Here is a 12,255-nt window from a genome sequence, read left to right as displayed (position 1 = left end):
GCCGCTCTCGTGAAAAACATTCCAACGCTTCTTATCTAAAAGGAGGTGCGTATTGTAAACCGCCGTTTGTCCATAGGGCATTGTAGCCTCTTTGAATTTTAAGCGGAGAGCCTTGACCGACGGTTCGCTCAAACGATTCGCCGTAATTACCGACTTGTTTGATGATTTGGTAAGCAAAATCTTTTTTAAGTCCCAAGTTTTCGCCCATCTGACCTTCCGCACCTAAAAGACGTTTCACGTCCGGATTGTCGGATTTAAGCATCGCATCAACATTGGCACTCGTAACGCCCGCTTCTTCCGCCGTCAACATCGCATAAAACGACCATCTAACGATATCGAACCATCGACCGTCGCCTTTACGAACGACCGGTCCCAAAGGCTCTTTGGAAATAACTTCGGGTAAAACGATGGATTCGTCCGGTTTTGCCAATTTAATACGCAAACCGTAAAGTTGAGATTGATCGGAAGTTAAAACGTCGCAACGACCGCTTTCATATGCTTTAACGACTTGATCGTTGGTATCGTAGGAGACAAGTTTGTATTTCATTTTGTTGGTTCTAAAATAGTCCGCAACGTTCAACTCGGTCGTCGTTCCCGTTTGAAGACAAATCGAAGCACCGTCTAACTCTTTGGCACTTTTGACGCCGAGTTTTTTCGTCACCATAAAGCCTTGTCCGTCATAATAATTGACGCCGGCGAAATTTAAACCCAAAGAGGTATCGCGTGTTTCCGTCCATGTCGTATTACGGGAAAGCATATCAATCTCGCCCGATTGAAGCGCGGTTAATCTCTCTTTTGCGTTCAAAGCGACGTATTTAACCTTTTTAGCATCACCGAGTGTTGCCGCGGCGACGGCACGGCATACGTCCACGTCGATTCCTCTGTAAATACCGTCGCTACCGACTTCGGAGAACCCCGGAAGACCGCCGTCGACGCCGCACTTCACAAAACCTTGCTTTTGTACTTCACTGAGCGTATCGGCACTAAGTGTCGTGACGCCTAAACCCAAAATCGTTACGGTTGCTAAAGAGACTTTAGCGATACGAGATAAAACCATTATTTCTTTCCTTTCGTTTGAGAATTGGTGTACGTCCATTTTAACATCAAAAGATTTTTTTTGGCGAAAAAATTGCCTATAAATTAATCAGTCGAAAAAGGTGTGTAGAATCTACATTCTTGAAGAAAAAAGGCTTTTTCGAAATCTTATGATTATTTTTTAATCAGTTTTATCATTGCATCGTGATTCCTATTTTTGTATAGTTCTGCGTTGTTTTTTTTAAAATATAAAGCTTTCAATGCTCTATATTAAGGGGCTTATAGACGATACTTTTTTTGAGGCGATTCAATGACGCAAAACCGTCAGAAGCGTTTATGAATCAAAGCAATTGTTAAACGTCTTTCGATAATAAAAGAAAATGATTAAAAATTAAACAATTAAACCGTATAAAGGAAAATACCGTGCTTTCACTCAAAGATAAAGGGACTATTTGGTCGAAATGGACGCGCAATAAAGGAATGCTCCGTGCCGTCGAGACCGCATTTGAAGGTATTGCGCAAACACGTAAACGGCTTATGGTCGAATGGGCAAACGAAATATGGCGCGAAGTCGAAAATACAGCTATTCTTCTCGATCAAGAAGCAGGCGATCCCATCGGTATCCTCAAAGAGCAAGAAAAGCTAAGCGAAACGATTTTAGAATATTTCATTCTTAACAGTGCCAAAACGATGCTTTTTAGCTCGATACAACGTCCGTTAAAAGAGTATCGTTACGATGCAACCGCTTTTTGCGAAGCCGTCGATTACGTTCAGCTTGCCTCCTCGCAACTGCTTTTCGGCCCTTACGTCGATGAAGATACGCTTTTATTTAGACCGAAGGCTTCGACGTTCCACGATTGCGTAACGCTCGCTTTTATGAAACACGTTACATGTCAAAACGAAAAGTGCCTTCTCGTCGCACGTGTTTCCAACGATACGCTCAGCGATCTTATTCAACGCGAAGCGGGACATATCTTTAAAGAATCCGGCGATAACTATCTTTTTATGATCAAACCCTATTTTAATAAAAACATTAAAACCGGAACGGCACTTTCTCGCTCGCGTTTTGAAGACGACACGTTTAGCTTCGGTGAAAACCTCAAAGAGGGCGTGCACACAAAACAAGGCATCATTTCGATTCAAAAACATACCGAATTTGAGATCGTTTTTAACGACCCCGCGACCAAAGCATTGCACTTTGGCGTAGCCAACACCGTTAAAAAAGGAGCAAATCTCTGTTGTGCGTATCCGGGGTATTCCGATTATCGCGGCATTCCCGTGATCGGCAAAGGTATTACCGTAACGCTTCCTTATAGCCTCGATACGTGGGGAATGATGTGCGAGGGCGATCTTTTGGAAGTATACGACATCATGCAATTTCGCCATAAACTTTATTTTAGAATGGCTTTGCTCATCGGTCTTTTCATTCCGAGTGCCTATTATGCAACACTCACGTTTATGCCGTTTTTAACCCGCTTACAAGAAATCGGCATCATTACGACGGTTTCTTTAGCGATGATTTTAGGGATGACCAAAAACGAACTGTCTAATTTTTTTAATGCATACGCCTCTTTACGTTCACTCTTGCAAAGTTTTGTCGAAGGTGACGGCGATATTACCCAACGGGCAGATTTGAATCGATTTGCAAAAGACGAGAACCGACGTACGGCCGTTTGGATTAACAGCGTCATCGATATTTTCGATACGATCTTACAAAAAACCAAAAGCTCGCTTCTCAATTTGCTCAACCTCAATCAACATCTCACCAACACGATCGTCGTTACGGGCAAAAAAATCGAGCAAATCGGCGTTAGCATTCAAAATATCGCGACGCATATTCAAACCCAAAACAACGCGATCCAAAATTCGGTCACTAAAGCCGACGCGATGAGCCTTAAAATTAGCCAAACGCAAGCACATGTCGCCGAAAAACTCGGAAAAGTAGAATCGTCCATCGGCAACATCAAAACCATCGCAGACGAAACGACGCAGATTATTTTTACGCTGGAGCAAAACGTCGCCGAGGTTTCGTCGATGATCGAAACCATCAAAGACATTACCGACAAAACCAATCTTCTCTCCCTCAATGCGGCGGTAGAAGCCAGTCGTGCGGGCGAACAAGGACGCGGATTTGCGGTCGTCGCCGAAGAGGTTCGCAAACTAGCCGACATGACCGATAAAGCCACCGTACGTATCGAAGCCATCGTGCATAACATTAACGACAACGTCGGGGACGCGCTTTCGAGTATGCAAAACGTCAATCGTACGGTCGACAACGGTGTTGCGATCTCCACCGAATCACTACAAAGTATCGATGCGATTTTACACGATCAAAAAGAGGTAATCTTGGCAATGAAAGAAGACGTTTACGCCGTTTTTGAAGATTCGAAAAACACGATGCTTCACGCGAAGGCGATTAGCGACGAAGTGTACGAGTTAACGCACCTGAACCGCCGCGTACGTACGATTAGCGACAGCGTCACGCATCACGTCAATTCGCTCAGTAAAACCGTCGGGCAGTTTAAAACGTCCTAAAACGTCGGGACTTTTCAATTCTCTTTAAAGCCAATCTCATTATAATAGAGAAAATCATTAAAGGGTCTTTTATGAGTTCTTGGACGCGTGCATCTTGGAGAGACAAACCGATCAAACAACAACCGACTTATGCCAATCAAGAGATTTTACAAAATGTCGAAGAAGAGCTAAGTAAGTATCCGCCGCTCGTATTTGCCGGAGAAGTACGACAACTCAAATCCGCTTTGGCGGACGTCGTACACGGTAAGGCTTTTTTACTGCAAGGCGGCGACTGTGCCGAAAGTTTTGCGGAATTTAATGCGGTCAATATTCGCGACATGTTCAAAGTTCTGCTTCAAATGGCGGTCGTTTTGACCTTTGCCGGAGGGTGTCCGATCGTTAAAGTCGGAAGACTCGCGGGACAATTCGCCAAGCCCCGCTCAAGCGATTACGAAGAGTTGAACGGCGTCAAATTGCCGAGTTATCGCGGCGATATTATTAACGATATCGAATTTACCGAAGAAGCGCGTATCCCAAACCCGAAACGCATGCTCAAAGCCTACAACCAATCGGCGGCGACGATGAACTTACTGCGCGCCTTTTCGCGCGGCGGTTTGGCAGACTTGCATCAAGTGCATAAATGGACCTTAGGTTTTGTCCAAGAGAGTCCTTTGGGCGATCGCTACCGACATTTATGCGAGCGCATTTCCGAAACGCTTGCGTTTATGGAAGCATGCGGGATCACATCGACTAGCACGCCGAGCATTCACGAAACCGTCGTCTATACCTCACATGAAGCCTTGCTTCTCAACTACGAAGAAGCCCTCACGCGTCAAGACAGTTTGACCGGAGACTGGTACGATTGTTCGGCGCATATGCTGTGGATCGGCGATCGAACGAGAGAAGTCGACGAAGCACATGTCGAGTTTTTAACCGGCGTTAAAAACCCTATCGGCATTAAAGCAGGTCCTAGCATGACGGCTGAAAAGCTGATGGCGTTAATCGAAAAATTGAACCCCGAAAACGAAGCGGGACGCATCAATATTATCGTTCGTATGGGTGCCGATAAAATCGAATCCGAATTCCCAAAACTCGTACGCGCGGTCAAAGCAGCGAGAAAAGAAGTGCTTTGGAGTATCGATCCGATGCACGGAAATACCATCAAAGCTTCCAATAACTACAAAACGCGTTCGTTTGATGAAGTCTTACGCGAAGTCAAAGGCTTTTTTAAAGTTCACGAAGAAGAGGGCACGTTTCCGGGCGGCGTTCATTTGGAGATGACGGGACAAGATGTCACCGAGTGCATCGGCGGCGCACAAGAGATCACCGAAGAGAACCTTGCATGCCGTTACCAAACCCAATGCGACCCGCGTCTCAACGCGAACCAAGCTCTTGAACTTGCCTTTTTGATTGCAGATTCCCTCAAAGCGGCACGCCAACGTCTGATAGAATCTTAACGCTCGTTCATCCATATTCCCGCTTTGGCGTCATAAAGCGGGAATTGGTGCTTAAACTCTTCTTCGTCAAAGTCAAATCGATAGGCTTCCATATAATCCATCACCAGTGTGTACGCATCGTTAATGGCTTGAAATTTTGCGTGATCGCCTGTTGGCATATCGGGATGAAACTCTTTGCATAAGAGCAGATAAACGCTTCGAACGGTCTTTTTATCGGTTTTTCCGACAAGACCCAACGTCTCTACGGCACGGCTAAACGCTTCAAAACTGATCTCTTTTTCCATCACGCGAGTTCCTTATTTTTTGACATGTAGCTTTGAATATGCCTCATTGGCGCATCGATTATTATTTAATCTTTAATTTACATTGCTTGCATTATAATCGTTTCACAAAATAATATTTTTGGACAAAAAATGAAACAAGCCGTTCTTTCTGCCGCTGAGAATTTTTGCTCCACGATCTTATCGACGTCTTTACGACAAGGGCGACTCGAAACAGACAACTTTTACGGTGCCGCAGTTTCTTTGTACGAAAACGAAGCCGAGCATATTTGGTATCTCTTATTTCAACGAGAAACCCTCAACCAAATCGCACAAAACCTTCTTTTTGAAGATAGCCTGTGCGAAGACGATCTGGACGACTTAATCAAAGAGGTTTCCAACCAAATTATCGGCGGAGCCAAAGTCATCTTACAACAAAAATACCCAAATCACACCTACCAACTCAGCGTTCCCGAATTTATGGGACATATCTCGCATCCTTTCCCGTTTACGACGCAAGAAACGCTGTGTTATTCGCTTAACGATTTTTCGTTTGTGATTGCGCGCCAATAGCACTACGAGCGCGTTTTTTCTCTTTTGTACGAAATACTTTGACGTACACGAGCGAACTAACGACGATCAAAGCGAGTAAACTCCACGTTATCGTATGCAAATTTTCTTCCAAAAGGGCTTGATTCTGACCGAAGAAATACCCCAAAAGCGTCAAAATCGTGACCCAAATACCGGCACCCAATCCCGTGTAAAAGCAAAAAAGTGCCACATTCATACGCGCCAATCCGGCGGGCAACGAGATGTAATGGCGTACAACGGGGATCAGACGTCCCGTAAACGTTGAAAACGAACCGTGCGTTTTGAAAAATCGTTCGACTTTTTCAAGCTTTTCGGCACTAAAAAAGAGATAATGGCCGTATTTTAAAATCAATTTTCGACCCAAAAAGACTGCCAAATAGTAATTAAGTAAAGCTCCGGCGATACTTCCGAGCGTTCCTAACACGATCACGACCGGCATACTCATTTCGCCTTTAGCACATAAATAGCCCGCCGGGATCATCACAACTTCGCTGGGAAGCGGAAAAACACTGCTTTCGATCAACATCATCACGAAAATACCCAAATACCCTAAAGCTCCAACCGTTTGAACAATCCAATCTATCATAGCGTGCATGCCGTTTTAATCCTTACTTTATGTTAATTTAATCGTTTTATCGCTACACCATGCGGCTAAATGCGTATCGTGCGTAATAAGTACGATTCCCACGCGATCTAAAAAACGCATCAGCAACTGCATGACATGTAAGCCCGTAACGTTATCGAGCGCGGAAGAGGGCTCGTCGGCTAAAAGCAGTTGAGGCTTCATCAATAATGCACGTAAAATCGAGCATCGTTGCAATTGACCGCCGCTTAATTGATGCGGTTTTTTCGTTAAAAGGTTCGCATCAAGGTCCAAGTCGTGCAATAACGCTTCGCAATCTTCCATCGACGCGACGTCTTTGATTTGATTTTCAATGCTATACGTCGGGTGAAACGACGTGTAAGGGTCTTGAAAAATTTGTGAAAGCGGTGCGGCAACGATGCTTCCTTTAAGCGGTTTAAGGTGTCCGGTAATGAGCTCGAAAAGCGTGCTTTTCCCGCTTCCGCTCGCTCCCAAAATCGAAACGCATTCTCCCTGATGCACGCTTAAACAAAAATCCTCGTACAAAAGCCGTCCATGAGGATAACCGAAGCAAAGGCCTTCAATCGCTAACACCTCTTGGTTCATTCGCGAATTTGCCCTTGCCCGTAAACTTTAAATTTATAAGTCGTCAAATCGTTAATACCCATAGGACCGCGCGCATGCAGTTTATTGGTACTGATGCCCACTTCCGCCCCGAAGCCGAATTCTCCGCCGTCGGTAAAACGCGTCGAAGCGTTGGCGTACACTGCCGCCGCGTCTACTTCGTTTAAAAAACGCTCAACGACGCTGTAATTGTCGCTCAAAATTGCCTCCGAATGCGAAGAGCCGTAAGCCGCGATATGCGCAATTGCCGCATCGACGTTCGCAACGATCTTGATGTTTAAAGCGTTGCTTAAGTGTTCGGTATGATAATCTTCGTCACTCGCACGTTCTACATGTAAGAGTTCTTGTGTTTTTTCGCACCCTTTGACGTGCGTTCCCGCGCGATCAAGTGCCTCTTTCATCCGCGGTAAAAACGTTTCGGCGATTGCTTCGTGTACCAAAAGCGTTTCAAGAGAGTTGCATGCGCTGGGACGTTGGCATTTGGCATTTAAAACGATTGCGACGGCACGTTCGTGATCGGCGTCTCGGTCGACGTAGGTATGGCAAACGCCTTTATCGTGTTTGACGACCGGAACGGTTGCGTTTTCGCTGACGTAGCGAATCAACGCTTCGCCGCCCCGCGGAATAATCAAATCAACGTAGCGATCCATTTTAATGAGTTTTGCGACGCCTTCACGGGAAGCATCGGGTAGGAGCGAAATAATCTCTTCGGGCAAACGGTTGTTTCGCAACACCGCTTGCAAAAGCGCGGCAATCGCCCGATTACTGTGCAATGCCTCTTTCCCGCCTTTGAGCACGCATGCGTTGCCGCTTTTGAAACACAATGCCGCCGTATCGCTCGTGACGTTCGGACGGCTCTCGTAAATAATACCGATGACGCCGATGGGAATACTCACTTTTTCAATGCGCAACCCGCTTTGAACGACCCATCCTTCCAAAACGCGTCCGATCGGCTCTTTGAGTGCCGCGATTTCGCGAATGGCCTGCGCCATATCCGCAATGCGCTTGGCGTTTAAGAGCAATCGATCGACCAAAGCAGTCGCTAAATTTGCTTTTCGTGCCTCTTGTAAATCTTTTTCGTTTTCGCTGAGGATCGTATCGACATTTTTTTCCAGAGCATCCGCCATCTGCATCAATACCGATACTTTCGTATGGGGATCAAGCGTGGCGATCGTCTTGCTTGCCGCTTTAGCATGTTCTAAAAAAGTTTGCACGGTTCTCTTTCCTTAATCATCGCATTTACGGGGATTTTACACTTTTTATATTTAATAAGCCATAAGTAAGCTCGGGGTATAATGGACGTTATAAAGAAGAAACAAACGGGAGACGACATACATCATGGTACAGTTATACGATTTAGTCATTATCGGAGGAGGCCCCGGAGGCATCGGTGCGGCGGTTGAAGCAAAAGCCTTAGGGCTTCAAAACATCTTGATGATCGAAAAAGGCGAAAACCATTCGCAAACTATTCGCAAATTTTACAAAGACAACAAACGCGTCGATAAGAACTACAAAGGACAAGAGATTGAGCTCAAAGGGACGATCGATTTTCGAGACGGCACGAAAGAGAGCACGCTCAACTATTTTGATTCCTTACTCGATAAAGGCGAAATCGATACGGCGTTTAACAGCGAAGTCGAAAGCATCACGAAAGAGAACGGACAATTCTACGTCGTAACTTCCAAAGCCGGATACCGTGCAAAAAACGTTATCGTTGCCATCGGAACGATGGGTAAGCCCAATAAACCCGACTATACGCTTCCGATCTCGCTTAAAGAGCGCATCAACTTCAACCTCGACAAATGTTCGCAAAAAGAGAAACTGTTGATCGTCGGCGGCGGCAATTCGGCGGTCGAATACGCAATCGAGCTTTCCAAAACCAATAACGTCACGCTGAACTACCGTCGTGAGACCTTTAGTCGACTCAACGACATCAATTTAACCCTTATCAACGAATACAACGGTCAAGAAAAACTACGCCTACGCTTAGGCATGGACATCGTCTCGATCGAAAACGAAAACGGTCTGGTGAAAGTGAATTTTACCGACGGCTACTACACGATTTACGATCGTGTCATCTATGCCATCGGCGGAACGACGCCGGTCGATTTTCTTAAAAAATGCGGTATTACCTTCGATGCGGAAGGCAAACCCGAGTTTGACGAGCACTACGAGACAAAAACCAAAGGGCTCTACCTTGCCGGCGACATCGCGGTTAAAAGCGGCGGAAGTATCGCTATTGCGCTCAACCACGCCCACGATATCGTAACGCATATTTTAACTTCGTCTCACATGTAAGGATCGAAATGGCAAAAATCCCTCTTTCGTCGTCACAAAGTTTAAACATTCTTTTAAGCGTCATTATCGTCGTAGGCGGTTTTTCCGCTTACGAATTCGGTCATTTCGACGGTGTTTCGTTTGACGAACTCGGCGAAAAATACATTAGTAAAAGCGACGTCAAATTTAGCGATTTACCCAGAGACGTTCAAAAACGCTATATCGATAAAGAAGCGACTTTGGAACAAAACAAAGAGGCTTCCGATCTTTTAGAAGACACCTATCTCGACGAGCAAGGAAAACCTATTCCCGAGTCGGAAGTGACGCCGCAAGATATGAAACGCCTGATTGCCAAGTTGCAAAAAACGCTTCTTTTCTTACAACACGACAATTTACTGATAACGAATGAAAAAAACGAACTTGCTAAAAAACTTGACGAACAAGAGAACGAACGCGAGAGCGAAAAAGCGGAACTTCAAAGCAAAAATACCGAACGCCTCAACGAGGCGGAACAGCAGCATTATCGTAACATCAGCGATCTGACGATGAAAATCAACGAATTGCAAAAAGAAAACGTGGTCATCGCGCAAAAAGCCAATCTGGAAGCCAACGCATTGCGTTCTCAAATCGACGAATTAAAAAGCCAAGCCGTTGAAGCCGAAACGCGCAAGGGCAAAGAGATTCAAAAAGCGCGCGAAGAAGAACAAGCCAAGCTGAGCGACTATAAAGAAAAAATCAAACTTCTGAACGATCAAATTTCACTTCTGAACGAACAAATCGCCAACAACAACGATACGGCGAAAAATGCCTTTATGCGCAAACAAGACGAAATCGATAAACTGAAAAACCAACTCGATCTTGCGGCAAAAGAGAAAAACGAGCTTTTAAGCAAGCAAACCCAAAACCTTCTTGCGGCGGATCAAAAACATAAAGACGAAATTGCCCAATACGTCAGAACCATCGAACAACTCAAAGCCGACACCGAAACGCTCATCGCAAAAAATCGCCAAGAAATGAGTGACCAAGAACAAGTGGGCCTTAAAAAATTAGCCGTCCAAGAAGAGAAAATCAAAGGTCTCAACGCCGAACTTGCAAGTGCGCAAAAACACGTAGATGCCTTAATTTTGGAGAATGAAAAAGATTTCAATAAGTTTAAAACCTATCTTGAAGACGAGAAAAAGCTCAACAAAGAACTCACCGCGGGCAATAAAAAACTGGAAGAAAATGCGCAAGCGATGGAAAAAAGTTTGAACGACAGCTTGCTCAAACATAAAGAGGAGTTGGCAAAAAAAGAGATTGTCATTCAAGAACTCAACGATAAAATTGCCAAACTCAACAACGATAAACTCAACGTCGAAGCCGAAGTAAAACGTCGCGTCGACGAAAACGACAAAGTCCATAATAAAAACTACAAAATTTTCAACGAGAAAATCGCAAGCTTCGAAGCCTCTAAAAAAGCCTTAACGGAAAACCTCGACAAACAATTAGCCGAGTACAAAGCCAGTGCAAAAGAGACGTATGATCGCGTTCAGTTCCATACGGAAGAGCTTACGCGCGCCAACGAAGAGTTGAAACAAAAAATGAGTGCCAAAGACCAAGAACTCCAAAACGCGAAAAATCAACTCGTAGCGTTTAAACTTGAACAGCAAAAAGCTCAAGACGCCAAAGATACTTCGCTCAAATCCGCCCAAAGCACGCTGGAAACGCTTCGCGGCGAAACCAAACAAAAAGAAGAAGCCTACCTTCTTAAAATTCAAACGCTAGAGGCCGATCTGCGCGCAAAAGAGGCAACGGCGACAGCGGCAAAAAAAGACGAAACGCTTAAAATTGCGGCACTGGAGAAAGAGATTAAAACCAAAGCGGTTGAGATGCAAGCACTTCGCGATGAAAATTCGCGCCACGAAAGCGCGCTCAAAACGCTTCAAGTCAAAATCAAAGATATGGAAGACTCCGCAACCAAGGCAAGCAATAAGCAAATCGAAGAGCTCAAAGCCAAACTGGCGCAAACCGAGAAAAACCGTGCAACCGAAAACACGCAATTGGTCGATCTTAAAGATACGTTACGTGCCAAAGAGATCGAATACCTAGACGCCCTTAAAGAAAAAGACAAAGCGTTCAAAGCCAAAGAGACGCAACTTTCGGCGAGCAAAGAAGAGATTAAAAAGATAAGTGCCGCGCAACAAAACAGCGAAGAAGAGATTAAAAAACTCAAAGAAGAGCTGAAACAAAAAGAGTTTAAGCATCTTGAAGAGACCAAAACGCTTCAAAACGAGCTCAAAGTGAAAGAAAGTGCGCTCAACGGCAACCAAAAACAAGAGACGCTCAAAAGTATCGCTTTGGAAAAAGAGCTCAAACAAAAAGAACTGGCGTTTGCTCAAGAAAAAGACGCTCTGAGCAAACGTTTGGCGGCAAGCGAACAGTCGCTCAAAACGTTAAACGAAAAGTTGGCGTTACTCGAAGCGTCCGAATCGACGAAAAACGCGCCTAAAACGGCCGCCGCAACGTCAACACCGAACAAACCCGCCGGCAAGGGACAAAAGCCCGTTTTCGTCGATTCGATTATGTGTACCGATATGGGAACGGGTGTCAACGCCATTTCCGAGCAGTGCAAACAAAACGTGCAAGCCTTCTTAAGCAAATACGACGGTACTTATTTCTTTGAGGTCGCACCTATCGTCGATAACGGCGGATTTGCCTCGTTAAAACTGATTAAAAGTAAAAAAGTCGGCGTCGAGGACAGCGAAATTGATCGCATCAGTTCCCTTGCCAACATCGGCTTAGGAAAAGCACGCGCCAAAGCGGGCGGAGAGCTCATTGAAACGTTTGTGGGCGATGGCGCGAAGATCAGCTATGCGCTTTCCAACGTCGAAAAAGATAAATCCAAAGGGTTTTTAATCAAGGTGTACCGATAAGC

General features: G+C 45.1%; 10 protein-coding genes. 5 read left to right on the top strand and 5 right to left on the bottom strand.

The genetic code is table 11. From position 1 onward, the window contains the following. Positions 1 to 31: 31 nt before the first annotated feature. Positions 32 to 1,057: an amino acid ABC transporter substrate-binding protein gene (locus NL930_RS06425; protein ID WP_254376046.1), complete on the bottom strand. Its 1,026-nt coding sequence runs from the start codon at positions 1,055 to 1,057 to the stop codon at positions 32 to 34. A gap of 401 nt (positions 1,058 to 1,458) precedes the next feature. Here NL930_RS06425 and NL930_RS06420 point away from each other — a divergent pair, with 401 nt between their 5' ends. After that, entirely contained in the window at positions 1,459 to 3,570 is a 2,112-nt protein-coding gene (locus NL930_RS06420; RefSeq protein WP_254376045.1) for a methyl-accepting chemotaxis protein, read from the top strand. Between the two features lie 71 nt (positions 3,571 to 3,641). Further along, complete coding sequence (locus tag NL930_RS06415) at positions 3,642 to 5,006, top strand: class II 3-deoxy-7-phosphoheptulonate synthase (protein WP_254376044.1); 1,365 nt, start codon at positions 3,642 to 3,644, stop codon at positions 5,004 to 5,006. Here NL930_RS06415 and NL930_RS06410 read toward each other — a convergent pair. After that, a complete protein-coding gene (locus tag NL930_RS06410; RefSeq protein ID WP_060825864.1) occupies positions 5,003 to 5,290 on the bottom strand; it encodes a DnaJ domain-containing protein in 288 nt (95 codons plus the stop codon). The two genes, NL930_RS06415 and NL930_RS06410, sit on opposite strands and share 4 nt — an antisense overlap. Positions 5,291 to 5,419: 129 nt before the next feature. On the opposite strand from NL930_RS06410, the gene NL930_RS06405 reads away from it, so the two are divergent. Next, entirely contained in the window at positions 5,420 to 5,839 is a 420-nt protein-coding gene (locus NL930_RS06405) for a chemotaxis protein CheX (protein ID WP_039674785.1), read from the top strand. Here NL930_RS06405 and NL930_RS06400 read toward each other — a convergent pair. Genes NL930_RS06400 through NL930_RS06390 form a run of 3 tightly spaced genes read right to left on the bottom strand, consistent with a single transcriptional unit; the run spans position 5,805 to position 8,278 of the window. Then, entirely contained in the window at positions 5,805 to 6,452 is a 648-nt protein-coding gene (locus NL930_RS06400; RefSeq protein WP_254376043.1) for a DedA family protein, read from the bottom strand. The genes NL930_RS06405 and NL930_RS06400 overlap by 35 nt on opposite strands. A gap of 18 nt (positions 6,453 to 6,470) precedes the next feature. Continuing rightward, positions 6,471 to 7,046, bottom strand: a complete 576-nt coding sequence (locus NL930_RS06395) for an ATP-binding cassette domain-containing protein (protein ID WP_254376042.1) — start codon at positions 7,044 to 7,046, stop codon at positions 6,471 to 6,473. Further along, positions 7,043 to 8,278 (bottom strand): glutamate-5-semialdehyde dehydrogenase, encoded by a 1,236-nt coding sequence (locus tag NL930_RS06390; protein WP_254376041.1) that lies wholly within the window; start codon positions 8,276 to 8,278, stop codon positions 7,043 to 7,045. The genes NL930_RS06395 and NL930_RS06390 overlap by 4 nt, the downstream gene beginning before the upstream one ends. A 124-nt stretch (positions 8,279 to 8,402) precedes the next feature. Between NL930_RS06390 and NL930_RS06385 the strand changes: the two genes are divergently transcribed. Continuing rightward, entirely contained in the window at positions 8,403 to 9,362 is a 960-nt protein-coding gene (locus NL930_RS06385) for an NAD(P)-binding domain-containing protein (RefSeq protein ID WP_254376040.1), read from the top strand. A gap of 8 nt (positions 9,363 to 9,370) precedes the next feature. Continuing rightward, positions 9,371 to 12,253 (top strand): hypothetical protein, encoded by a 2,883-nt coding sequence (locus NL930_RS06380; protein WP_254376039.1) that lies wholly within the window; start codon positions 9,371 to 9,373, stop codon positions 12,251 to 12,253. Positions 12,254 to 12,255 lie beyond the last annotated feature (2 nt).

Origin of the sequence: Sulfurospirillum sp. hDNRA2 (genome assembly GCF_024206095.2) — a bacterium.
In the GTDB taxonomy this organism is placed as follows: domain Bacteria; phylum Campylobacterota; class Campylobacteria; order Campylobacterales; family Sulfurospirillaceae; genus Sulfurospirillum.
This window is presented reverse-complemented; position numbering and strand designations above follow the sequence as displayed.

Excerpts from the sequence above, each read along its gene's own strand:
- NL930_RS06425 (WP_254376046.1), bottom strand. The coding sequence starts at position 1,057 with ATGGTTTTATCTCGTATCGCTAAAGTCTCTTTAGCAACCGTAACGATT.
- NL930_RS06415 (WP_254376044.1), top strand. The coding sequence starts at position 3,642 with ATGAGTTCTTGGACGCGTGCATCTTGGAGAGACAAACCGATCAAACAA.
- NL930_RS06410 (WP_060825864.1), bottom strand. The coding sequence starts at position 5,290 with ATGGAAAAAGAGATCAGTTTTGAAGCGTTTAGCCGTGCCGTAGAGACG.
- NL930_RS06405 (WP_039674785.1), top strand. The coding sequence starts at position 5,420 with ATGAAACAAGCCGTTCTTTCTGCCGCTGAGAATTTTTGCTCCACGATC.
- NL930_RS06400 (WP_254376043.1), bottom strand. The coding sequence starts at position 6,452 with ATGCACGCTATGATAGATTGGATTGTTCAAACGGTTGGAGCTTTAGGG.
- NL930_RS06395 (WP_254376042.1), bottom strand. The coding sequence starts at position 7,046 with ATGAACCAAGAGGTGTTAGCGATTGAAGGCCTTTGCTTCGGTTATCCT.
- NL930_RS06385 (WP_254376040.1), top strand. The coding sequence starts at position 8,403 with ATGGTACAGTTATACGATTTAGTCATTATCGGAGGAGGCCCCGGAGGC.
- NL930_RS06380 (WP_254376039.1), top strand. The coding sequence starts at position 9,371 with ATGGCAAAAATCCCTCTTTCGTCGTCACAAAGTTTAAACATTCTTTTA.